The 21,048-nt window shown below is 47.3% G+C and carries 22 protein-coding genes and 10 tRNA genes; 9 read left to right on the top strand and 23 right to left on the bottom strand.

Going from position 1 to position 21,048, the window contains the following annotated elements; genetic code table 11:
• Positions 1-169: 169 nt before the first annotated feature.
• On the bottom strand, positions 170-1,033 hold the full coding sequence (locus H6G00_RS20485) for an AraC family transcriptional regulator (protein WP_190798143.1): 864 nt from the start codon (positions 1,031-1,033) through the stop codon (positions 170-172).
• 210 nt (positions 1,034-1,243) lie between these two features.
• On the opposite strand from H6G00_RS20485, the gene H6G00_RS20480 reads away from it, so the two are divergent.
• A complete protein-coding gene (locus tag H6G00_RS20480) occupies positions 1,244-2,941 on the top strand; it encodes an iron uptake porin (RefSeq protein WP_190798142.1) in 1,698 nt (565 codons plus the stop codon).
• On the opposite strand, the gene H6G00_RS20475 is transcribed toward H6G00_RS20480, so the two are convergent.
• Positions 2,938-3,270 carry an AraC family transcriptional regulator gene (locus tag H6G00_RS20475; protein WP_190644407.1) on the bottom strand — a complete coding sequence of 111 codons (333 nt, stop codon included), beginning with the start codon at positions 3,268-3,270 and terminating at the stop codon, positions 2,938-2,940. The two genes, H6G00_RS20480 and H6G00_RS20475, sit on opposite strands and share 4 nt — an antisense overlap.
• Before the next feature lie 265 nt (positions 3,271-3,535).
• Here H6G00_RS20475 and H6G00_RS20470 point away from each other — a divergent pair, with 265 nt between their 5' ends.
• Both H6G00_RS20470 and H6G00_RS36755 read left to right on the top strand, forming a co-directional pair.
• Complete coding sequence (locus H6G00_RS20470; RefSeq protein ID WP_190798141.1) at positions 3,536-4,744, top strand: GAF domain-containing sensor histidine kinase; 1,209 nt, start codon at positions 3,536-3,538, stop codon at positions 4,742-4,744.
• A 12-nt stretch (positions 4,745-4,756) separates the two neighbouring features.
• Positions 4,757-5,395 (top strand): response regulator, encoded by a 639-nt coding sequence (locus H6G00_RS36755; protein WP_190644411.1) that lies wholly within the window; start codon positions 4,757-4,759, stop codon positions 5,393-5,395.
• Between the two features lie 132 nt (positions 5,396-5,527).
• Here H6G00_RS36755 and H6G00_RS20460 read toward each other — a convergent pair whose 3' ends face one another.
• Positions 5,528-6,340: a mechanosensitive ion channel family protein gene (locus H6G00_RS20460; protein WP_190644412.1), complete on the bottom strand. Its 813-nt coding sequence runs from the start codon at positions 6,338-6,340 to the stop codon at positions 5,528-5,530.
• Between the two features lie 113 nt (positions 6,341-6,453).
• On the bottom strand, positions 6,454-7,656 hold the full coding sequence (locus tag H6G00_RS20455) for a LanC-like protein (protein WP_190798140.1): 1,203 nt from the start codon (positions 7,654-7,656) through the stop codon (positions 6,454-6,456).
• 145 nt (positions 7,657-7,801) lie between these two features.
• On the opposite strand from H6G00_RS20455, the gene H6G00_RS20450 reads away from it, so the two are divergent.
• Positions 7,802-9,181: a carotenoid oxygenase family protein gene (locus tag H6G00_RS20450; RefSeq protein ID WP_190798139.1), complete on the top strand. Its 1,380-nt coding sequence runs from the start codon at positions 7,802-7,804 to the stop codon at positions 9,179-9,181.
• Positions 9,182-9,290: 109 nt separating this feature from the next.
• Complete coding sequence (locus H6G00_RS20445; RefSeq protein ID WP_190798138.1) at positions 9,291-9,878, top strand: nucleotidyltransferase family protein; 588 nt, start codon at positions 9,291-9,293, stop codon at positions 9,876-9,878.
• Here H6G00_RS20445 and H6G00_RS20440 read toward each other — a convergent pair.
• A complete protein-coding gene (locus tag H6G00_RS20440; protein ID WP_190798137.1) occupies positions 9,793-10,290 on the bottom strand; it encodes a GNAT family N-acetyltransferase in 498 nt (165 codons plus the stop codon). The two genes, H6G00_RS20445 and H6G00_RS20440, sit on opposite strands and share 86 nt — an antisense overlap.
• A 70-nt stretch (positions 10,291-10,360) precedes the next feature.
• The gene (locus H6G00_RS20435) at positions 10,361-10,651 is read right to left on the bottom strand and encodes a hypothetical protein (RefSeq protein ID WP_190798136.1); all 291 of its coding nucleotides are present in this window, start codon (positions 10,649-10,651) and stop codon (positions 10,361-10,363) included.
• A 113-nt stretch (positions 10,652-10,764) separates the two neighbouring features.
• Here H6G00_RS20435 and H6G00_RS20430 point away from each other — a divergent pair, with 113 nt between their 5' ends.
• On the top strand, positions 10,765-10,986 hold the full coding sequence (locus tag H6G00_RS20430; RefSeq protein ID WP_190684116.1) for a hypothetical protein: 222 nt from the start codon (positions 10,765-10,767) through the stop codon (positions 10,984-10,986).
• Positions 10,987-11,078: 92 nt separating this feature from the next.
• Here the strand turns inward: H6G00_RS20430 and H6G00_RS20425 are convergent, their stop codons facing one another.
• A complete protein-coding gene (locus tag H6G00_RS20425; protein WP_190798135.1) occupies positions 11,079-11,636 on the bottom strand; it encodes an RNA 2'-phosphotransferase in 558 nt (185 codons plus the stop codon).
• A gap of 414 nt (positions 11,637-12,050) precedes the next feature.
• Between H6G00_RS20425 and H6G00_RS20420 the strand changes: the two genes are divergently transcribed.
• Positions 12,051-12,257: a hypothetical protein gene (locus H6G00_RS20420; protein ID WP_190798134.1), complete on the top strand. Its 207-nt coding sequence runs from the start codon at positions 12,051-12,053 to the stop codon at positions 12,255-12,257.
• A 92-nt stretch (positions 12,258-12,349) separates the two neighbouring features.
• On the opposite strand, the gene H6G00_RS20415 is transcribed toward H6G00_RS20420, so the two are convergent.
• The 12 genes from H6G00_RS20415 to H6G00_RS20360 form a co-directional block, all read right to left on the bottom strand.
• A tRNA-OTHER gene (locus H6G00_RS20415) sits at positions 12,350-12,437 on the bottom strand.
• A 4-nt stretch (positions 12,438-12,441) separates the two neighbouring features.
• A tRNA-Ser gene (locus H6G00_RS20410) sits at positions 12,442-12,525 on the bottom strand.
• 3 nt (positions 12,526-12,528) lie between these two features.
• Positions 12,529-12,605, bottom strand: a tRNA-His gene (locus H6G00_RS20405).
• Positions 12,606-12,607: 2 nt separating this feature from the next.
• Positions 12,608-12,681 (bottom strand) — tRNA-Ala (locus tag H6G00_RS20400).
• A gap of 31 nt (positions 12,682-12,712) precedes the next feature.
• Positions 12,713-12,787: transfer RNA gene (locus H6G00_RS20395), tRNA-Arg, on the bottom strand.
• 319 nt (positions 12,788-13,106) lie between these two features.
• Positions 13,107-13,184, bottom strand: a tRNA-Arg gene (locus H6G00_RS20390).
• A gap of 183 nt (positions 13,185-13,367) precedes the next feature.
• A tRNA-Trp gene (locus H6G00_RS20385) sits at positions 13,368-13,438 on the bottom strand.
• Positions 13,439-13,440: 2 nt separating this feature from the next.
• Positions 13,441-13,516: transfer RNA gene (locus H6G00_RS20380), tRNA-Ile, on the bottom strand.
• A 5-nt stretch (positions 13,517-13,521) separates the two neighbouring features.
• Positions 13,522-13,597 (bottom strand) — tRNA-Cys (locus tag H6G00_RS20375).
• Positions 13,598-13,701: 104 nt separating this feature from the next.
• Positions 13,702-13,775, bottom strand: a tRNA-Arg gene (locus H6G00_RS20370).
• A gap of 487 nt (positions 13,776-14,262) precedes the next feature.
• Entirely contained in the window at positions 14,263-14,676 is a 414-nt protein-coding gene (locus H6G00_RS20365) for an alr0857 family protein (protein ID WP_190644421.1), read from the bottom strand.
• Positions 14,677-14,754: 78 nt separating this feature from the next.
• Positions 14,755-15,006, bottom strand: a complete 252-nt coding sequence (locus tag H6G00_RS20360; RefSeq protein WP_190798133.1) for a hypothetical protein — start codon at positions 15,004-15,006, stop codon at positions 14,755-14,757.
• Positions 15,007-15,104: 98 nt separating this feature from the next.
• Here H6G00_RS20360 and H6G00_RS20355 point away from each other — a divergent pair, with 98 nt between their 5' ends.
• Entirely contained in the window at positions 15,105-15,527 is a 423-nt protein-coding gene (locus H6G00_RS20355) for a hypothetical protein (protein ID WP_190798132.1), read from the top strand.
• A gap of 162 nt (positions 15,528-15,689) precedes the next feature.
• On the opposite strand, the gene H6G00_RS36195 is transcribed toward H6G00_RS20355, so the two are convergent.
• From H6G00_RS36195 to H6G00_RS20335, 4 genes are all read right to left on the bottom strand, one after another.
• Positions 15,690-15,848: an AAA-like domain-containing protein gene (locus H6G00_RS36195; protein WP_199313838.1), complete on the bottom strand. Its 159-nt coding sequence runs from the start codon at positions 15,846-15,848 to the stop codon at positions 15,690-15,692.
• Between the two features lie 50 nt (positions 15,849-15,898).
• Positions 15,899-16,564 carry a response regulator transcription factor gene (locus H6G00_RS20345; RefSeq protein ID WP_190798131.1) on the bottom strand — a complete coding sequence of 222 codons (666 nt, stop codon included), beginning with the start codon at positions 16,562-16,564 and terminating at the stop codon, positions 15,899-15,901.
• Positions 16,470-18,002 carry a HAMP domain-containing sensor histidine kinase gene (locus H6G00_RS20340; RefSeq protein WP_190798130.1) on the bottom strand — a complete coding sequence of 511 codons (1,533 nt, stop codon included), beginning with the start codon at positions 18,000-18,002 and terminating at the stop codon, positions 16,470-16,472. Before H6G00_RS20340 ends, H6G00_RS20345 begins: the two co-directional genes overlap by 95 nt.
• A 198-nt stretch (positions 18,003-18,200) precedes the next feature.
• Entirely contained in the window at positions 18,201-18,791 is a 591-nt protein-coding gene (locus H6G00_RS20335) for a cytochrome b (protein ID WP_190798129.1), read from the bottom strand.
• Between the two features lie 316 nt (positions 18,792-19,107).
• Here H6G00_RS20335 and H6G00_RS20330 point away from each other — a divergent pair, with 316 nt between their 5' ends.
• A complete protein-coding gene (locus H6G00_RS20330; RefSeq protein WP_190798128.1) occupies positions 19,108-21,042 on the top strand; it encodes an NAD-binding protein in 1,935 nt (644 codons plus the stop codon).
• Positions 21,043-21,048 lie beyond the last annotated feature (6 nt).

Raw genomic sequence — 21,048 nt, 5'->3', positions numbered from 1 at the left:
AACCATTTTCGCCAGATCAGACAAGCCAAACATCGGGGTGCCCTTCTATTTGCCCTGCTAGGAGTAGGGTTTGCGGCTTGGGGCTTGGCGCAACCAGAACAACCCAAAAAGGTTTGAAAAGTTAAGTTGAGCAGTACTCAGAGCTACATGACTTGAGCCACAGGAAGGATCAAGATATCGCGTGGGAGGTTGTTTTTCTACACACTGTTGTTTCCCTATAATTACCAGGAGTCACCCCAACGCGCCGTTTGAACTGCCAGCCAAAATGGCTTTGATCGTAAAATCCCGTGAGGGATGCAACTGTGGCGATCGCCATTCCTTCTGCTAAGAGTTTTTTGGCATGGCTAATCCGGAGTTGAGTTTGATAAGCAGTGAGTGATAAACCAATTTCCTGACGAAACACACGACTCAGATGGAAGCGACTTAACCCAGCAAGCTCAGACAACTGATCGAGCGTAACATCTGTAGCAAAGTGAGCATGAAGGTAGTCACACACTTGTTTAATCGCAGTTCTGGTTGACGACAGGGGAGAGCCTACAAGACGGTTTTCAGCGTAGTTCGTCAGCAGGTAAGACAAAAAATCCCAGAGATTTATGTCTCGTTCTAACTGCGATTGCAGGTCGGTCTTTTGCTGTAATGTGATAAACAGTTGGTTGAGTTGAGGGTCAGCCAGATAGATATCTGGAAAAAAGGGTGAAATCTCCGACGCAGCTAGATCAGCAGATGCAGATTGAAACCATTTGGGATGGATAGTCATCATCCAGAATGTGATTGGCTCTGGAAGAAAGGTGCGATCGCTTGGTGCATGAACTTCACCCGAATGGATAATACTCAGACTGGCGATCGGAATATCATGGGATGCGCCTCGATAGTGGTATTGACCTGCACAATCAAAACTTAAACCAAACTGATATTCCTCGTGGCAGTGCTTCGGCAAAGGTTCTACTATACCTGCGGTATAGCAGTATTGTTCTAGCAGGATGCCATCTGACTGCCATGCTTGAACTGAAATGTCTGCTGCTTTTGCGTTCATAGGCAATGATGTGATCGCAATCTACGATATCTTAAGCCAAAGCAAAGCGATCGTATGACGGGTTCTTGCTCAAAAATCAGGTCTTGCCCCGCTGCTGACGAACCTGAAGGCAAGATCTGACAAAAATAGCCCCTGTTTCGCAAGAATCGATGAGACAGGACGTAAAACCATACCTAAAATCTATCTCAACGTTTTATGCTTGAACGCAGTATGACAAAAACTCAACTCACTACACAATTCACTTTATTACAGGTAATAGGAATCAGCTTTATCACGGTTCTTCTCTCTTCTCCTGCCCAAGCAAAGAATTTGGAGAAGGGACAGAAGCAAATTCAATCAGGCACTGTCACTCACAAAGCCGATGAAACGAACGGAACTGATGAGCAGACAAGCTTTTATATTCCTGTTTTAGAGAATCCTACAGAGAACAGTGAGTTAGTGGGTCAAGTCACCTCTGTTAATCAACTGTCGGACGTGCAGCCTACAGATTGGGCGTTTCAAGCACTTCAGTCTTTAGTAGAACGATACGGGGCGATCGCTGGATATCCCGATGGCACCTATCGCGGCAACCGGGCAATAACCCGTTATGAGTTTGCGGCGGGTTTGAACGCTGCGCTCGATCGCATGAACGAACTGATCGCTGCTGGCTTAGCAGATGCGGCAACTGGTGAAGACCTGGAAACGATTCAACGGTTACAAGAAGAGTTTGCTTCAGAATTAGCAGTTTTGCGAGGACGGGTTGATACCCTAGAAGCGCAAACCGCTACCATCGAAGCCAATCAATTTTCCACAACGACTCGACTGACCGGGCAAGCCATTTTTGCCGTGAATGCGGGTGGCTTTGAAGGAGAAAACCTGCTCAGTCCAACTGGAGCGATCTTTAGACAGCAAGACCCAAATGCAACGTTTATTTATCGGGTTAACTTGGACTTAAACACCAGTTTTACGGGAACCGATTTGTTGAGAGTCCGAATAGATACGGGAAGTGGTGGCCCGAATGATAATGCAGGAGGATTTTTAGAACCTAACTTTGGCAGTACCTTAGACTTTTCGGCTAAACCTCCTAGCAATGGGAACTTTGGGCTGGGTCGTCTGTACTACACCTTTAGCCCACTAGAACATGTGGCAGTTTCTATTGGTCCGAATATTCGCACCACCGACTACATTGATCGAAACAGCTATGCTAACCTTAGCTTCCGCGACTTTAGCACTTTAGCGTTAACCAATAATTATGTTTTATTTCCCGTTAATGGACCCAGTGCGGGTGCTGCTATAGATTGGAACGTTGGTGATAGCCCATTCACCGTTCGAGCCTTGTATGCTGCCGCTGATGCAGGTAATCCAACCAACCAGGGTATTTTACGGGGAACTGCCCCTTTCACTTCACTGCTCTATCCAGGCAATACCTCAGCTACCGCAGATAGGGGCGATCGCGGTCTCTTTGGCGATACCCATCAAGGCATGGTTGAACTAGAATACGCCCCTTCTTCGACGCTGGCGTTACGAGTGCAATATAGTGGCGGTCGCATCTTTGATCAATCTTTTGATGCGGTTGGGGTGAATGCAGAAGTGGCGATAGCCCCCTGGCTGGCGCTATTTGGACGATATGGATACAGCCAATATCGCGATACCGCATTTGGCGAGATTGAACCTAACTACTGGATGGTAGGCATTGCCTTTCCTGATTTGCTGCAAGAGGGAAACTTAGCCGGGCTTGCAATCGGTCAACCCTTCATTGCCACTGAAATTGGTAATGCAACTCAAACTAACCTGGAAGCCTTCTATCGATTTGCAATTAGTGACAATATTCAAATCACACCTGTTATTCAAGTTGTGAATGATCCTGCAAATCGCAGTGAGAATGGCACCGTTGTCACCGGTACCGTGCGAACCACTTTTTCCTTCTAAACTGATGAATTTCGATAGACTTTGGGAGATGTTCCAGCCAGATTGCGGAAGTGTTTTGCTAGATGAGTCTGATTTGCAAAACCGCACTCCAGGGCAATTTCAGCAATCGATAGTTCGCTTTGTTTTAACAATTGCTTGGCACACTCTACACGCTGCTGCAAAACATACTGATAGAGAGAGATTCCCATTGACTGTTTAAACAAGTGACTGAGGTAATATCGACTAATACCAATACGGTTGGCAATCGCCTCTAGCGAAATTTCCTCACTCAGATGCTCTTGAATGTAATCTAGCGTTTGTTTCACTACACTCAGCGGCAACTCATTCATTATTAATTTGCCTAAAAAGATAAACGAATTTTTGAATGCTTGATCTACTCATAGGTTCCATCTGCTCTCCATTTGCTCAACCTATGAGAAGTTTAGTGAGATCAGCGTTAAACGTCGCTGTCTGAACGTTTGATTAAGTTTAGACAAAAGGCTAAATTTAATCTGAACTGAGGGTAGGGGTGTGAGTGGGGGGCTAAGGCGAGTTCCTGTAATAATGATTTTTAGAACCCATTGCCATCGCCAGCATCACATTCCTTAGCCTTGTATGTCTCAAAATGCTTCTGAAAGTAGCGTTCAATCCTCTGAAGAGGCGACACCCTATCGGTTTGAGCAGCTTGCTAAAGCAAATGCCGTACTCAAGAAAACTTTAGATATTCTGGCTAGCGAACCGGAACTCGACACCGCTTTGGGTCATGTGCTGCGTGTCATGACCGAGTGCTTGGGTTCACCGTCTGCGGCTCTGTGGTTGGCTACTCCAGATTCAGATGCCTTTCATGTGCATCTAGCCTATTACAAGGGTGAGGTGTTTGAGGCTACACCAGATGGTAAACAACTGCCAGGGCCCTGGCCACAGGGGCACGATCTGTCCTGGAAAACCCATATCTGCGATCGCCATCCTACCATTTACGACGTTGAAACTGCACCAGAACTAACTCCTCGGCAACGTCAGTTTATGCAGCATTTAGGCGCAAAAACCCTGTTGGGAGTGCCGTTGCTGTTGCGAAACGAGATCATTGGCAGCTTTACCCTCCGATTCATGGAACGGCGAGAGTTTCAAGCCGATGATCTGGAACTCATGCAAGCTCTGGCGCACTACGCTACTTTGGCGATTCAGTTATTACGAATGGCAGAGCGCGATCGAGAAGCTGCCATTCTAGAAGAACGCAATCGCTTAGCGAGAGAAATCCACGACACGCTGGCGCAAGCATTTACTGGAATCTCGATTCAACTGGGAGTGGCAAAGTGGCTGTTGCAGCGAGACCCTACTGCTGTAGCTGAAATCATCGATCGGGTTGAAAGCTTGACCCAAAGCGGCTTAGCAGAAGCACAGCGATCGGTATGGGCACTTCGTCCTCATGATAAGGAATATGCTGATCTGGCACAGCAGTTGGCTAGCAGTGTTGAGCAAATCGGCACAGGCTCACCGATCCAAATCGATCTGCAAATTGTGGGTACGCCTCGGTTGCTCTCTCCAATCATTGGAAAAAATATGTTGCGGATTGGTCAGGAGGCGATGACTAACACATTGAAACACGCTCAAGCAACCACACTTCGGATTAAACTCACGTATGAAGGGGCGATCGCTGAATTGTGTGTACAGGACAACGGGCGGGGCTTTTTGCCCAATGTGGATACGGGTGGATTTGGATTGATTAGTATGAGTGAGCGGGCCGATCGCATCGCTGGGCAACTGACCATTCATAGTCAACCGGGACAGGGCACAGAGATCTGTATTCAAGTTGCTGTGAATTAGGAGAATAAAGCGGTGTCAGAGCAACCAATTCGGGTTTTAGTAGTGGATGATCATCCGATTGTTCGCAATGGTTTGGTGTTGATGGTGCAGTATAAGCCCGAAATGGAAGTTGTTGCTGAGGCTGCAAACGGCTTGGAGGCAGTTCAGTTATTTCAGCAGCACCACCCAGATGTCACCTTGATGGATTTGCAAATGCCCGAAATGAGCGGAGTTGAGGCGATCGCCACCATTCGCCAAGCTCATCCAGAAGCCCGCATGATTGTGTTAAGCACCTACGACAGTGACGAAGAAATCTATCGGGGGCTCCAGGCTGGTGCAAAAGGATATATTCTCAAAAATGCTCCAGTGGATGAAATTGTGAGAGCCATTCACATTGTGCATTCGGGTAAAAAATATATTCCTCCAGAAGTGGGAGAGAAGCTAGCAGAACGTATGAGTCGCCCTCAGTTGACTCAGCGAGAACAGCAGGTACTAGAGTTGATTGCTCAAGGCAAAAGTAACAGCGAAATCGCTGAAGCCCTACATCTGTCCGAAAGCTCAATCAAATATCACGCTAATCATGTGTTTAGCAAATTAGGAGTGAGCGATCGCACTCAAGCCGCACTGTTGGCAGTAAAAAAAGGGATGGTGAATCGGACGCTAGCTCCCTGAGCAGTTTAGTTCTCTCCTTTGCTTTTGCAAGCTAACCGAGTTCGGGAATTGCTTGCTCAGGTTAAGCGTGAGATTTACAGGCTGCTTTCAGAGCAGTAAGTAGAAGGTTGTTATGTCAGACGTAATGAATATTTATTGCTCATTTTCGTCTTGCTGTTGCCGATACAGAGACTCAGAGATAATCTGCTGTATCTCAGAGCGGAGTTGCTCGTAAGCTTCTGCCGCACACCAAGAACGTAGATATAAAACAGTCTTCTCGCGACTAACGGAAGCGACATTACAGGTAGGTTTTGGGGTATTCAATACCAGAGGATGGGGTTGGACTAAAGATAACAAGTGAGTAATGGTTGGTTCTATTGGGCGATCGCCAATATCTACTTCTAAATCAACCCGCCGAGTTCCCATTGCGGTCAGATTTTTCAACGTTCCAGAAAACAGGTTGTTGTTAGGCACAATAATTTTTATATGATCTGGAGTCAGAATCGTTGTTGAGAAAATTCCCACACTGTCAACAATGCCTGCAACTCCCGCGCCTTCGATTACATCTCCAGCCTCAAACGGGCGGAAGGCAATTAACATGATGCCAGCCGCAAAGTGAGAGAGTGTATTCTGCAACGCTAAGCCAATCGCTAAACCTGCCGCTCCTAAAACTGCTACCAGGGTTGTTGTCTGAATTCCAATAACGTTGAGGGCTGCAATAATTCCAACGACAAGTGTGAGAAATTCAGAGGCTTGAATGAAAAACTTTCGTAAAATTGGTTCTACTTGAATGAGCAGCCTGCGAGCTGTGTGACTAACCAGATTGACCCCAATGCGGGTGAGAATCAGGATGCCAACTGCCCATAGCAGCTTCAGCAGAATCTGAAGTGCGATGTCACTTAGACTTTGTCCTGTTGTTGGAGAGGGAGTCGGAGCAGCAACTTGAGCCAGGAAAAGAGGCAGCATATCGATTGAACTGTAGGCTTTAAGGAAAATCACTCTTCACTTTAAAGCGTACAGTTCACAGTCCTTAAACCCGAGTAGGACAGTCGCTAAAGCGTCTCAAGGCGTGATTGCATTCAAAACACGTCAATTGTTGGAAATTTTGCTTGGGCTTGCAGGCAGTCCCACAGATAAACCGCTAGACCCAAATCCCCTGTCCACAGCGGATAGCGCAACTGCCCGTAGAGCTGCTTAGAAAGACGGTATTGCTCAATTGCGTGCATGGCAAAGGCTTTGGACCGATCGAGCCACATCTGGTTTCCGGTTCGGAGGAACAGCTTGAGAAACGCATAGCCGTTGCCGCCAGTGCCGTGGCACAAATTCGACCCTTTCTTCAACGGACCTGCGTGCCAGGTTAGTTCGCCGCCCTGCTCTAAAATGCGATCGAATGGCTCATTAATACCGCTCGGCAGCAGTGCCAAAGCTGTCACCATTCCAGGTGCTCCATGACAATACTGCACCAGTTCTGGAGCTTGACCGGAATTCGCTGTATCATAGGCTGCGTGCCAGTTTGCCCTTTCACCATCTGTCACTGCAGTATTCACCAGAGTCATCATAGCTTTGGCTGAAATCTGTTGGAACTGATCCTCCTCTAATAAAGACTGTCCAATTAATAATGGCGTTAAATTACTGGCGAAGCCATGTACAGGACCCAAAAATTGCTTCTGACTGCCGTACAAGTCGATCGTCCATAAATATCCAACCTCACCAACAGGTTGCCATTCCTGTAACAGTAGGTTTGCCTGAGTTTTGAAGATATCTTGCCATCTCGGTTCTTGTGTCCACTGATGCATGAAATAGGCAGCCAGCATTGAACCTGCAATTCCCCACATCAGCTCTCGAATCGGTTGAGTATCATTCTTATGAACCGATCGCCAGATTTCGTTCGCTTTATCCTCAGAGGGGGCGAGTTTATATTGCAGCAGGAGCAGCGACAGTTCCCCAAACAGATAAGATGATTGCTCTGGATAAGGACTGACCTGCGGATAGCGCTGGCGATTTTGCGCTAATGTTGCGTCGAGATGAGTAGTAATATCAAAGGCTGAATCCACTGCGCCAACGGTCTGCAAGTAATCGATCGCCCACAGTACACCCGCTTTGCCAAAATACAGGTCACTGCCAAGACCGTAATCATCCATTGGATGCCCAGACAATATTGGTACGGTTTGCAGTTGGGCGATAGTTTCGTGGACGATCGCTGCGATCGCCTCCTGAGCCGTATTGGGGTTCCAATCCCGTTGCAAGAGTGGATAGTGTCTGGCTGTATCAAATAAGGTCATCTCTTTACCTCAGTGCGATCACGACCCTCATTTCATTTATTTATTGTCATTGTAAATCGCAGTCTTTTGAGCAATTGCTACAAAGGGTTGTACCGCAAGGTGGGCATTTCTGCTACAAGGGAGAAGCAGGTTATTTCTCAAACCCATGACAGCCACCCTCAACCCTTACCTCGCTGACAACTTTGCCCCCGTCCAAACAGAGTTAACTGTTGAGCAATTAACCGTCATTGGTGAGCTGCCACCTGAGCTAAATGGAATGTTCGTCCGCAACGGGCCCAATCCTCAGTTTCCACCTTTAGGTCGCTATCATTGGTTCGATGGCGATGGGATGCTACATGGTGTTCACATTCAGGATGGCAAGGCAAGCTACCGCAATCGCTACATTCAGACTAGAGGGTTTAAGCAAGAGCGGCAAGCAGGGCAGGCATTATTTGGGGGACTGCTCGAACCCTCGCAGGAAGGCTTCAAGAATGTCGCAAACACAGCTCTCGTGTGGCATCGCGATCGCCTGCTGGCTCTCTGGGAAGGGGGTGAACCTCACGCAGTTGAGCTGCCCAATTTAGACACGAGCGGCACATACACCTTTGAGGGTAAGTTGTCTTCCCCTGTCACTGCCCATCCCAAAGTTGATCCGGTGACAGGGGAAATGATGTTCTTTGGCTACTCTCTGGGGCAACCACCCTACGTTAAATACAGCGTTGTGTCTGCCCAGGGAGAGTTGTTGCAAACTGTTCCGATCGACCTGCCTGTGGGAGTGATGATGCATGACTTTGCCATCACAGAACACTACACCATTTTTATGGATTTACCCCTTACCTTTCGGTTGGAACGGCTGCAACGGGGAGAACCTGCCTTTGCTTTTGAGCGCGATCGCTCCAGTCGGTTTGGGATTTTGCCTCGGCACGGTGATAACGAGTCGATTCGGTGGTTTGAAGCACCGAGCTGTTATGTCTTCCACACCCTCAATGCCTATGAAGAAGGCGATGATATTGTTTTAATTGCCTGTCGGACAAACAGCACCAGTGTTTTAGGCGCATCTCCCAGTTCCCATGAAGGAGATAATCGTCAGGTTAGAACTGATGTGCCGTTGCTCTACCGCTGGCGTTTTAACCTGAAGACGGGAACTGTGCAGGAACAGACGCTGGATGATCATTCCTGTGAATTTCCTCGAATCAATGAACAGTATTTAGGCAGACCTATCCGCTACGGATACGCGGGCAGCACTGCGCCAATCGAACTGCCAAAATTTGATGGTTTACTCAAGTTTGACCTGGATAAACAGAGTGTTCAGAAGCACTCATTTGGTGAAGGTCGTTATGGCGGGGAAGGTGTATTTGTGCCACGACCAAACGGGACTTCAGAGGATGATGGTTGGCTCATGACATTTGTGCATGATGAAACTCAGGACAGGTCGGAGTTAGTGATCATCAGCACCCAAGCGATGATGAGTGAGGCGATCGCCCGCATCCAGATGCCGCAGCGCGTCCCCTATGGCTTTCATGGCACCTGGGTTACGTTGCCTTAAGAACTATTGCATCGTCCAACTAGATAACCTCCCGACGATGATCAAACAACACTTTTCTCGCTGTTCACTGTCGATAATGGTGAGTTCAGTTACACAAAACTCTAGAAATATGGACGATTTGAAACGGCTTCAGCAAATTTTGCAAGGCTCTGCGATCGCCTCTGTCTTACCTGCGCTCGCAGAGCTCAATTTACCAAACTGGTGGCTAGCAGGTGGAGCAGTGCGAAACACAGTCTGGCAAGCAGTTTTGGGTGAAGATTGTAAATTAGTGATCAATGATTTTGATATTGCCTTTTTTGATTTAGCAGGCGATCGCGCTCAAGAATTAGCAGCAAAGGCGACCTTGAGCAAACAGTTCCCTCATTACAAATTTGATGTGAAAAACCAAGCCAGCTTTGCCCGCTGGCGAACAGGGCGTAGACCTTATCACAGCACTAAAGATGGAGTCGCAGACTGGCTCCACACGGCAACCGCAGTCGGAGTGCAGTTGGATCAGCAGGGACAATGGCAATTTTTCACGCCCTATGGTCTGAACGATTTATTGCAGGGAGTTGTCTGCCCAACGCCTGCTCACGTTCACAATCCTGATGCCGAACGCAAAGCAGCGTCATTTATGGAACTGTGTCCTGCACTACGCTTGGCAGCTCCTCTCGAAGATTCTTCAAGTGAACCGTTGTCAGGTTCAGAACATGCGTAACAAACTCACTATCACAGGTCGTAAAACCAAGCGACTGATAGAACTGACCTGCAATAGGGCTGGTTGTACGAACATGGAGCCAATCAAAACTCAGTGCTGTTTGGATAACGTGGTGAACTAATGATCGCCCAACTCCCTGACGGCGATCGCTCTGCGTCACGTATAAACGTCGTATTTGTCCAATCCGAGTTGAATTGGCGTAGGGATCTTGGTTTAACCCACAGATGCCAATGATGTGGTTTCCCTGCTTTGCCAGGAATAATGCTTTTCCGGGGCGATCGAATCGATTTACTCCTGCCCTCCACTCGTTGATTAAGCGATCGATTGCTCGAAAGCCAGCCGTTTTGCTCTCAGCCAGCATTTCGCCTAACTCCTGTACAGGTAAATCTAGAATTCTTTGAACTTCGTACATTGTCCTTCAAATTCTACGGCACTGCCGATCTGATGTATCAATTTCGCAGGGACATGGCATTGCCATGCCCCTACAGAAGGGATTGAGATCCGTGAACCACACCCGCATTCACCAGCGCTAATTCTACAGGTTTAATGATTGAAGGGTTAGGCCTTATCAGAACGGCGATCGACTTCTCCAAACCAACAGAAATTGCCATTCCAGCGAAGATGATTTGCTCAAAAACAACTCCCTCTTTCACCAGATGCACAGGGACAGGTTTGACTTCGTCTACCCTTGACGCGGGGTGACAGAAATTGAGTGGATTGTATTGTGCTTGGTCACTCACAATTTGGTTCAGTAGCTTGTGGATATCAGTCATGGCTGGCACCTCATTGCAGTAGGTTGTCTATCTCTGTCGCAGGGTGGCTGCACGTTGTCCCGTAATGAGTACACTGGAGTAAAACTGATGCAAACGTGATTGTGTAGGTGAGTATGGTTGCTGATGACTCCGCAAATGTACCAGAGCAAGTTGCTCAAGAAGATTGGTTTAGCCGTGGTAAATCAGATGCACTAATGGGCTATTCCAAACAACCTCCTGAAACTGATCCCGAACAAGCCAGCCAATATGACTTGGGATATGGGGAGGGGAGTATTCAATACTCTCTTGCTCAAAGATCTGAAGCATCGGATGATGCGATCGCTACAGAGAAATAAACCTGGTAGATCACTGCACAGTTATATTCACTGTTAAATATTTGTCCAGAATTTTGATGTCACCAAACTGATGTAGACGTATATTGATTCCCTTAGCCATCAGTTTCTAGCACTATGAGATATCGAGGTGGAACCTCATCTACTAGCCAGACCCCGTTGTCTGAGCAGTAAAAGGTAAATCCGGCTTGCTGCATGAGGGCAGTATCAACTTTCAAAATCACAGGGCGACCATGCCGCATTCCCACTTTTTGGGCAGTTTCCACATCTTCAGTCAAATGCACATGATGCCGTGACATCTTGAGCAACCCTGATTGCAAAATTGCAGGAACAGATTGTTCGCCCGTCCCGTGATACAACACGTCTGGTGGAATTTGGGGTTCTAGTTGCAAATCGACTTCAGTGCTGTGTCCCTGATTAGCACGAATACGAGTTTTGGTTTCATCAAACGAGAACCTTTGTTTATCGCTGGTGGCGACTATATCCTCTAATTCTGTACGAGTAAGAGGAAACTGATGGGCTGCACAAGCAGACAACAGCTCATCAGCGCCTACCCAACCACCAGGAGCCAAAGTGAGTCCAAGATGCTCTGGAGTATGCCGCAGATGTTTGCTGAGGTATCTGCTGATTTTTGTCTGCCGTGCTTTGTCCATTGCTGCAAATTCCTATGCTTTTTCACTTATGAAGATTGCTTTTTGAGCGATCGCCGAAGTAAATGTAGTTAAAACATCTTTTTTCCTCTCTCATAGTTCTTGTTACTTTTTATGAAGTGATCTAAATCACAGGAAATTCATCGCTCTACAGATAGGTTTAGCTAGTCCAATGATAGGTTTGTCGAGACTAAATTTGTCAGAAGAGTTTGAGCTTTAAGGGGTCGAGTTTTGACGAGCTACAGTGATATTGATGATGAGCTAAAACGATTGAAGAAAGCAGTCTTGTATCCTGGAAACCCGTCGGATTCATCAACCTATGAAGAAGCTCTAAAATCGGGAACTCAGAGTCTACAGGAAAGCATTAAAGTTTTAGAAGATCTTTGCTCGGATTTGAGAAGCAAGTGTCAAATGAGTATGAGCAAGGCAACTACTAGCCATAACAAGGCTCAAACTGCTTTGATTGAGCAAGATATGGCTTCAGTGTTTCAGCATTCGATCGATAAACAGGTTCACATTCGGCTAGTGCAAGCATTGAAAACAAGAATTGAACAAGTCGAGACTGCTAAAGTATCTCTAGAGAAGCATTTAGGTAATTTAAAGGCGTTGCTTAAATGCTCCTAACTTCTGTTCTTTTGATATACTCACTTTGCAAGGGGTCGCCCTTCAAAGCGAATATGTACCATTGCTATCACCTCTTACTTATCAACAAAACAGCGGAAGGAGGAGGAGTCGAACCTCAATAGCGTTACACTATCCTCTGGTTTTCCAAACCAGTTGCCGTCCACACAGCCGCACCTTCCATCAGCGGAAACTGGAGGAATCGAACCTCTACAGAATTGACTGCACGCCTGTTTTCGAGACAGGTTGTCGCCCATCGACCGCAATTTCCATTTGGGGTGACTGACGAGAGTCAAACTCGCTAACACTGGTGTCACAGACCAGCCCCTCCACCACTTCGGGTTCAGTCACAGTGGATTCTGGTCGGATTTGAACCGGCATCTTTCTGCTTGCAAGGCAGACGCTTTCCCAATTAAGCTACAGACCCACGATTGCCACCTGGCAATAACTTGAATCAATGGCAGGAGTGGTAGGGCTCGAACCTACACAAGCCGATTTAGAAGACCGGTGCCCATCCATTAGGCGACACTCCCAAAGTTTGGTAGTCCTGGCAGAATTTGAACCTATAACCGTGCGGTTAATAGCCGCCCGCTCCGCCTTTGAGCTATGGAGCAATGAGTCAGTAGTCAATCTGTTGCAAGCTACACTTTGAAAGGCTTGCAGAAGATGATCAATACTCACGAGTGGGAAGTGACAGAATCGAACTGCCTTTTCACCGTCTTCAATGGCACGTGAGCACCAGATTCACCAACTTCCCGTTTTGGCGGAGGATAGAGGAATCGAACCCCTAGCCCAAGGACTACCCTGGTGTTCAAAGCCAGTTGCCGACCATTCAGCGGTATCCTCCACAATTGGCGAGAACGGAGGGAGTTGAACCTTCACTCTTCGGTTTCGTAGACCGACGTGTTCATCCAGTTACACCACGTTCTCAAAGATTTTAAAGACGTGCTGCTCGTCCACTTCGCTTCTGCACCATCAACGTCGTGGTAATGTCGTGCAAGTCGAAAAAGCTGTTATTCATACACAGGATTTGCACCTGTATGTGACTGTTTTTCAAAACAGTTGCCTTTACTATTGGGCGAGTATGTAGCTTTTCCGGTTAGGGCACGACAACGCACAGACGAGGATTTGAACCTCGAACAACGGTTTTGGAAACCGTGATGTTGCCGTTACACCATCTGTGCATTGGTTGCAGTGGTGGGAGTCGAACCCACATAAGCTCGGTTATGAGCCGAGTACCTTAACCATTAGGTGACACTGCAATGGTTGGACTCCAGGGCGGGAATTGAACCCGCGAATAGTTGGTTTTGCAGACCAACGCCTTCCCACTTGGCGACCTGGAGGGGTAATCTAAAAGTTTGGTGGAGACGTGGGGAATCGAACCCCAATCCTGCAACCGTCCGTTTGTTGGCTTCGGAGCAGTCGAACACCAATCGCGTCCCCACAGCGAGGATGACAGGAGTTGAACCTGCAGCTTTCTGTTTCGAAGACAGGCGCTCTATCCATTTGAGCTACATCCTCATTTGGAAGTATCGACGGGAGTTGCACCCGCTTCTCCGTGCTTGAGAGGCACAGCGACTGCTTTGATTCAGACTAAGCTACATCTCCAAGGTGGCGATTCAGTTGTCAAGGTTCAGGTTCGCTGATGTCAGCAGGAATTAGAGGAAGCAACGCCGTTCCAGGTAATGAGTTTGCTGGAGGTGATGAATTGCTTTAATACGTTGGGTTGAAGATGATCCCTGATTAGAAGGTTTATCTCGAAGGGGTGCAGAAGCACCAGAGAAATGAGTTTGTAAGAACTCCGAACACTTTGAGAGAAGACCTATTGATTGAAGGGAGCGAGTAGTCATTGGATTAGCTCCTTTGTGTTTCATCTCATGCTACAAATATAATACAACGTACTACAAAATGTCAAGGGCATACTACAACTTTTTTGGGAGGGAGTTTGGAAGGGAGAGGGGGAGTGCCTCAAAATGTCTGCATCACCCTCTCCTACCAGGGTTGTCCATTACGCCAGGGAAGAAACGTGTGCTTCACTCATTTGCCATAGCTTGTAGATGAAGAACTCGGTGCGATGCGAAGCAGTTCCCTCTTCGGGGTAATCGCTTATCGCCGTTAGAAACATCCCTTCGTGAGCCTCTTTGCTTTCGGCAACCCAGCTTCCGTTCAGGCTCACTTCTACAAACTCCTGATCCACAGGAATGAGCGTGACGGTTGAGCTGCCTTCTTGCTGCAACGCGATCGCTAGTTCTTCCAGTTCAGGAATATCAGCAGGTAATAGAAAGGAGGCACGACCTGGTTCAACGTGGAGCGGTTGTCCTAACCGCATTGCCAGAACGACGCGCTGTGCGATTAACATCTCGGGTGCGGTCATCGTCCGCTCCATGTACAGTCCGACTTCGGTGTAATTCAGCTTTAACATGGGTAATTTACTCCTCAAAAAATAACCCCCGCCTCTGATGACCAGGAGCGGGGGTTTGGGAAATTGATATGGTTTTCCCTAGGTGGGTGTCAGGGTTGCGCTGCACCTCCCGCTTGCGGTCAGTTGATCTGAATTGAACGATTCGGAGTGAATGCGATCCGAATAAATTGCTATATCAATGCTTTTACGGACATCAATGCCTTTCCTGACGGATCTGCCGCCGCTAAAGCGATATGTCCCCTCGAACGCAAACAGCGCCAGTGCGCCTAAACCTGGCTGGGATTGGCACGATATGGCGTTGCTTGGGGTGACAAAGAGAAGGCGTATCATGGAAGGCTGTAGTATTCGTATTACAAGTCTGGACTATTACATACTACACTTGTAGTATTGGGTTGTCCACTCTTTGATCAAAATTAGGACGTTCGATCATGAATACACGCAAACGAGGTACTACTCCGGAGATGCAGGTCACGAGTATCCGGTTGGAATCTGAGCTAAAAGAGCGATTGCGAGAAATTTCCGGTGAGCAAGGCTATCAGACTCTCATCCGAGATATACTTTGGCAGTTTGTGGAGCAACAAACAATATCAGATGATAAGGAATTATCCCAAGTGGAAAATTGCTTTGCATCGCTTTCTGATAAAAGTAGGCGATCCTCGGATCAAGAAGTTACAACAATGCACTTCCACTCATCTCGGTTGTCCATGTCAAATATTCGAGCAACTTTTAGCGCGATCGCACACAAAGAGGAGAGATGCGCCATTACCGGACAATATATTCATCCCCAACAGAAAATATGGTTGGGATTGACAGATACTGGCGAACTTGTTCCTTTGAGCTTATACAATTAACTGACGGGAGCATGTTTCCTCTTGGCAGAAGTCTTTGCGCCACAGTCCTCTAGCCAGCAATGCCTCATACAATTCAGCGTCTGCCTGTCAGGTCCCATAGCGTAGACGTATCGGTAGGCAAACTGCCGCCAGGCTGATAGGGATATGCCGCCGAGCCAGTACTCATCTGACTTCTCCCAGGTGCTGTTGAAAATATTGACGATACACAGAGCAGCGCGGTTTAGCCTCGTTGCTTGTCAGCCGAATGAGTTCCATACTGTGAAGCTGATAGGCGGCGATTGGCTCTAGCTGAACAGAACTGGTTTGTCCTTGGTTTAGCAGGAAGATTGCTTTGACAGAAAGAATTGCTACATACTATCAGCCACAAAACTTTAGACCCGTAGCCGATAACCTACACCCCGAACCGTTTCAATACGATTGTCTCCCAGCTTTTTTCGCAAGTGCCCGACATAGACGTTGACAATGTTAGTGCCGGGGTCATAATCATATCCCCAGATACGATCGAGAATCTGTTCTCGTGTAAGTACTTGCATTGGATGACGCAGAAAAAATTCTGCGAGTAGAAACTCTCGGGCTGAGAATTCGATGGAGCGATCGCCCACCCATGCCTGACGAGTCAACAGATTTAGTGTGATATCAGCTACCTGCAATGAGGTATTTGGCTGAGTGCGGGGTACTTTATTGCGAAGCTGCACTCGGATGCGGGCAAGCAATTCTTCAAAGCTAAAGGGTTTAGTGATGTAATCATCTGCGCCACCCTCTAATCCAGCGACCGTATGTCCTACGCCATCTCGTGCTGTAAGAACAATGATCGGAATGGTTTGTCCCTGTCCGCGAAAGGCTTTGAGGACGGCTAACCCATCCTGATCGGGTAGCCCTAAATCTAAAATCACCAGATCAAAATCTCCGGCATGGCTTACTTGCAGTGCTTCTCGCCCGGTGTTAACGGCGATGGTCGTGAAGCCGTGTGCCTGTAGCCCGGATTCCAGAAAGTCGATGATGCGGAGATTGTCTTCGATGATGAGAATTCGACTCATGGATAGTGGCTGGAGTAGCGTCAAGTGGAATCACAATCGTAAAGGTAGCACCATGACCGGGATGACTGGAAAGCTCAACCCAGCCGCCATGAGCATGGGCGATCGCTTCCACAATAGAAAGCCCCAATCCATGATTTTCGCCCTGAGTTTCCTGTGCTGTGGTGACAAAGCGTTCAAAAATACGCACCTGATCTTCTAGGGCAATTCCTTCTCCTGTATCGCTCACCCAAATGTGAGCATGGTTTTCGCGGATTGAGGAACCGAGGGCGATCGCATCCCCTACTTGAGTATGGCGAATAGCATTCTGCACTAGGTTCATTACAGCTTGGGTAATCCGCTGGCGATCGACCCGAATTGGGCTTAAACCTTTCGATTCCAGCTTCCACTGTCGATTTGCTAGAGAACGGACTTTGAGATACAGTTCCTCGGTTAACCAGTCCAATTCTTCCAACTTGAGCGTGAGAAAATCGGGTCGTTCTGCCTTTGCCAGGAGCAATAAATCATTGACGAGGCGATTCATTCGCTCGAGTTCATCAATTGCCAGTGCGATCGTTTGTTCCTGTCGTTCCGGGCGATACTTTAAAGTTTCGAGATAGCCGCGAATCACGGTAATCGGGGTTCGCAATTCGTGACCAGCATCTTTCAAAAATTCCTGCTGGCTCTCAAACGCAACCTGAAGTCGATCTAGCATCGCATTGAAAGTGGTCGTCAATTTGGCAATTTCGTCTGTGCCCTCTACCGCAATTCGCTGAGTCATATCCGACTCGGTGATAGACTGTGCGGTTTCAGTTAACGTTCGCAGCGGAGACAGCACTTGTCCTGCGGTTGTCCAGGCGATTACCGCTGCAATTCCCATGACCCCCAACATGACCGGAATGATCAGTAACACTGCTCCATCCACCAACTGATAAATACTATCAGCACAGTGAACAATCACTAACACTCCCTGAGCTTGTCCATCAATAATGATAGGTTCCGCAATGTAAAACAGTTCACCCGCTGAAGTATTGACGCTTCCTTGCTCGGCATTCACTAACTGTCCCCATTGTTGAATTAAGGCAGCATCTTGTGTTAGCAATTCCGTTGGAAACAGGTCAGTGTATTGATAAACCTCGCCTTGTAGGAGAGCGATCGCATAGTCGTCTGCATCTATTGGTTCGTATTGGGACAGGAAAACATCAAAAATCGTAGCAACTTGCTGTCCAGCGGATGCATTAGAACTTGGACGATACTCACGCACAAGTTGTTGAAACTCATCGGTTTGGCGTGAAACATATTCCTGAGAGTGGTCACGAATCCGCTCATATAGAATATGGTGAGTTACCAAAATAGATGCAACCCCAGAGAAGGTAGTGAGTAAAAAATACCAGATCAAGATCCGAGGACGGGTACTGTTAAACCATTGCCGCCATTGCCTGAGAGGAGGCATGTAACTCATGGCAACCTCCTCAGTTGGCGAGAGAACAGGATTTCTAAATGAATTCGCTGCTGCTTTGAGAATTTAACAGAAGCAGTTTCGTCAGTATGGACACTCCCTGAGTTCACATAAGTCATCTGCTGTTGCAAGTAACTCATGTATTGCTGCACAGAGAAGTAGGATATTGATTGAGCCATGATGAACTGCACTCCAGTAGGGCTAGTTAAGTGATGTTTTTTTCAAGGCTTTGCCTACTCGTCGCCAGAGCGATCGCACATACTTTTTCTGATCAACCATGTGCAGCGCAACAAATCCTAGAAATGTGTACGCGATCCAGAAGTGTAGATCTCTTGCCAACTCTACAATAGCCGCCTTCTCAGGAAAAATGTCCGGTAGCGTCGCAATCCAGAAGAAAGGAACATTCCCGCTTTGATAAGAATTGGATAGAAGAAAACCACTCAGAGGAACTGCTAGCATAAACAGGTAAATTGCTGTGTGCAGCAGGAATGTGCGAATCCACTCACCTGTAAACTTGGGCAAGCGGCGCGTATACTTGCGCCACCAGACGCGCTGCAAAATAAAAATTCGCCAAGTTAGCAATGCCATTGTTAATGCACCAACTGACTTGTGCAAGGTGTAAGCGTTGTCCTGCAGGGCTGTATCTTCTGGTAGCCGTACCATTCCAAACCCTCCAACCCATAGCAACAAATAGCCACTTGCCATGATCCAGTGAATTGACCATAGCTGTTTGAAAGCTAAAGTTAATCTGGGTTTAGCTACCGCTTTTTGAGGCACTAATTGAGAACTCATGGGAAATCTCCTGCATTTCAATGACGTTTTTGCTCTGTCATTCAATATCCGAGAGTTCCATAAATTCACAATAAACCGTTGATAAAAACTTTTTTATAAATCTGGCAAACAACGTTTCTTTTGCACAAATCCCTTTTTACAGCCGTTTTCATTTTTAATCATTACGTGCAAGCTGCAAGATTACAGAGCAAGTTGCAAGATTACAAACTTTCAACAATTTCCTTGACTACATGAAGATTGGGATTGAATCGGGCATACTACCCTATGCCTCTGATATCTTAGAGCACTCAGCGACACATCGTTTCCCGCTTCTCCCATGCAAAAACCGATCTATAGCCCTCAAGAAATTCGCAGCACCCGCTACAGCACCCTTGCCAACCTATTGCGCTACAGGTTTGACAATTTTATGGCTAGGGGTACTGTCGCCTTAGTTAGTGGATTAGCACTAGTTTCTTTCGTGTTTATCTTGCTGATGGCAGTTCTGGTCAATCTGTCTGGAATTGCACCAGAAGATGGCGATCGCCTCAGTTTGCCAGAAGCTGTGTGGGGGGTGCTGATGCGAACGCTCGACTCAGGTACGGTCGGTGGCGATACGGGCTGGGTGTTTCGTCTAACCATGCTATTTGTCACCTTTGGCGGCATCTTTGTAGTGAGTACCCTCATTGGTCTACTCAGTAGTGGAATTGATGCAAAGTTAGAAGACCTCCGCCAAGGTCGCTCACGGGTAATCGAAACCGATCACATTGTGATTTTGGGCTGGTCCCTCCAGGTTTTTACCCTGATCTCTGAGTTGGCTCTAGCAAATGCCAACCGACCCGATACTTGCGTTGTTATCCTCAGTGAAGCAGACAAAGTGGAAATGGAAACCGCGCTTCAGAGTACCTTAGGGAAACTGCCTCGAATTCGGCTAGTTTGCCGCACCGGCAACCCCAGTAATATGGCTGACCTGGGAATTGTGAACATCCAAACCGCGCGCTCAATCATTATCCTGAATTCTGCTCAAGATCATGCAGATGCCCAGTTAGTGAAGACACTGTTAGCGATTACTAATATTCCGCGATCGCACTCTCAGCCTTATCACATTGTTGCTCAGGTCCAGACCGCTAAAACCCTGGATGTGATCAACATCATTGGGCAAAGCGAAGTAGAAACATTATTAACGAATGACCTAATCTCGCGTATCGTCGTACAAACCTGTCGGCAATCAGGATTGTCTGTGGTTTACATGGATCTGCTTGATTTTAGCGGGAATGAAATCTACTTTAAAGCGGAGCCCACACTACAGGGAAAAACGTATGGTCATGCGCTTCTGTCTTACAATGACTCCACTGTAATTGGGATTCAGCGCATTAATGGAGCGATTCAACTCAATCCGCCCATTCATACCCCTATCCAAGCAGGGGAACAAATCATCTTAATTAGCGAAGATGACGACACCATTCACTTATCAAATCTCGCTGATACGTTAATTGATTTCCAAGCTATTCGGGCAGCAAAACAAGCTTTAGCCAGAGCCGAACACACTTTGATTTTGGGCTGGAACGATCGCGTCTGCATGATCATTCAGCAGCTCGATCAGTATGTTGCGTCTGGTTCTACTGTGACGGTCGTAGCTGAGTTTCCAGATGCCGAAGTTGATTTGTCAAAAGAAACACTCGAACTACAGAATCAAACGGTGCGCTATCAACAGGGTGATCCAACCGATCGAGAAGTGCTAGAAAGCCTCAATTTAACCGAATACAATCATGCTGTTGTTCTATGCAATCCAAATTTGGAGGTTGAGCAAGCAGATGCCCAAACTCTGGTAACACTGCTGCATTTGCGGGATATTTCCGATCGCCATCACCATAACTTTCAGGTAGTCACTGAAATTCTGGATGTAAGAAATCAAGCGCTCGCTCAAGTTGCTCGTCCAGATGATTTTGTCATCAGTGAGCAACTCATCAGTTTGATGCTGGCGCAAGTGTCTGAACAGAAAAACATTAATGCTGTACTGAGCGACTTATTCAGCCCAGAAGGATCGGAGATTTACCTCAAACCCGTTGCGGACTATGTTGAGATCGATCGCCCCGTTAACTTCTATACGATTGTTGAGTCTGCTAAAAAACGAGGAGAGTCAGCGATCGGGTATCGGTGCAAAGCGGATGCCAATAACCTGGCGAGATCTTATGGCGTTGTGATTAATCCATCCAAAAATCAGCTTGTCGAGTTTAAGCCTCAGGACGCGATCATTTTGTTGGCTGAGTCTTAAAGTGAC

It is taken from the genome of Leptolyngbya sp. FACHB-541 (assembly GCF_014695875.1).
Classification (GTDB): Bacteria; Cyanobacteriota; Cyanobacteriia; order Elainellales; family Elainellaceae; genus JAAUTN01.
This window is presented reverse-complemented; position numbering and strand designations above follow the sequence as displayed.

What these genes read in the sequence shown, in the direction of transcription:
- H6G00_RS20485 (WP_190798143.1), bottom strand. Translation starts at nt 1,033, where the DNA reads ATGAACGCAAAAGCAGCAGACATTTCAGTTCAAGCATGGCAGTCAGAT.
- H6G00_RS20480 (WP_190798142.1), top strand. Translation starts at nt 1,244, where the DNA reads ATGACAAAAACTCAACTCACTACACAATTCACTTTATTACAGGTAATA.
- H6G00_RS20475 (WP_190644407.1), bottom strand. Translation starts at nt 3,270, where the DNA reads ATGAATGAGTTGCCGCTGAGTGTAGTGAAACAAACGCTAGATTACATT.
- H6G00_RS20470 (WP_190798141.1), top strand. Translation starts at nt 3,536, where the DNA reads ATGTCTCAAAATGCTTCTGAAAGTAGCGTTCAATCCTCTGAAGAGGCG.
- H6G00_RS20460 (WP_190644412.1), bottom strand. Translation starts at nt 6,340, where the DNA reads ATGCTGCCTCTTTTCCTGGCTCAAGTTGCTGCTCCGACTCCCTCTCCA.
- H6G00_RS20455 (WP_190798140.1), bottom strand. Translation starts at nt 7,656, where the DNA reads ATGACCTTATTTGATACAGCCAGACACTATCCACTCTTGCAACGGGAT.
- H6G00_RS20450 (WP_190798139.1), top strand. Translation starts at nt 7,802, where the DNA reads ATGACAGCCACCCTCAACCCTTACCTCGCTGACAACTTTGCCCCCGTC.
- H6G00_RS20445 (WP_190798138.1), top strand. Translation starts at nt 9,291, where the DNA reads ATGGACGATTTGAAACGGCTTCAGCAAATTTTGCAAGGCTCTGCGATC.
- H6G00_RS20440 (WP_190798137.1), bottom strand. Translation starts at nt 10,290, where the DNA reads ATGTACGAAGTTCAAAGAATTCTAGATTTACCTGTACAGGAGTTAGGC.
- H6G00_RS20435 (WP_190798136.1), bottom strand. Translation starts at nt 10,651, where the DNA reads ATGACTGATATCCACAAGCTACTGAACCAAATTGTGAGTGACCAAGCA.
- H6G00_RS20430 (WP_190684116.1), top strand. Translation starts at nt 10,765, where the DNA reads ATGGTTGCTGATGACTCCGCAAATGTACCAGAGCAAGTTGCTCAAGAA.
- H6G00_RS20425 (WP_190798135.1), bottom strand. Translation starts at nt 11,636, where the DNA reads ATGGACAAAGCACGGCAGACAAAAATCAGCAGATACCTCAGCAAACAT.
- H6G00_RS20420 (WP_190798134.1), top strand. Translation starts at nt 12,051, where the DNA reads ATGAGCAAGGCAACTACTAGCCATAACAAGGCTCAAACTGCTTTGATT.
- H6G00_RS20365 (WP_190644421.1), bottom strand. Translation starts at nt 14,676, where the DNA reads ATGTTAAAGCTGAATTACACCGAAGTCGGACTGTACATGGAGCGGACG.
- H6G00_RS20360 (WP_190798133.1), bottom strand. Translation starts at nt 15,006, where the DNA reads ATGATACGCCTTCTCTTTGTCACCCCAAGCAACGCCATATCGTGCCAA.
- H6G00_RS20355 (WP_190798132.1), top strand. Translation starts at nt 15,105, where the DNA reads ATGAATACACGCAAACGAGGTACTACTCCGGAGATGCAGGTCACGAGT.
- H6G00_RS20345 (WP_190798131.1), bottom strand. Translation starts at nt 16,564, where the DNA reads ATGAGTCGAATTCTCATCATCGAAGACAATCTCCGCATCATCGACTTT.
- H6G00_RS20340 (WP_190798130.1), bottom strand. Translation starts at nt 18,002, where the DNA reads ATGAGTTACATGCCTCCTCTCAGGCAATGGCGGCAATGGTTTAACAGT.
- H6G00_RS20335 (WP_190798129.1), bottom strand. Translation starts at nt 18,791, where the DNA reads ATGAGTTCTCAATTAGTGCCTCAAAAAGCGGTAGCTAAACCCAGATTA.
- H6G00_RS20330 (WP_190798128.1), top strand. Translation starts at nt 19,108, where the DNA reads ATGCAAAAACCGATCTATAGCCCTCAAGAAATTCGCAGCACCCGCTAC.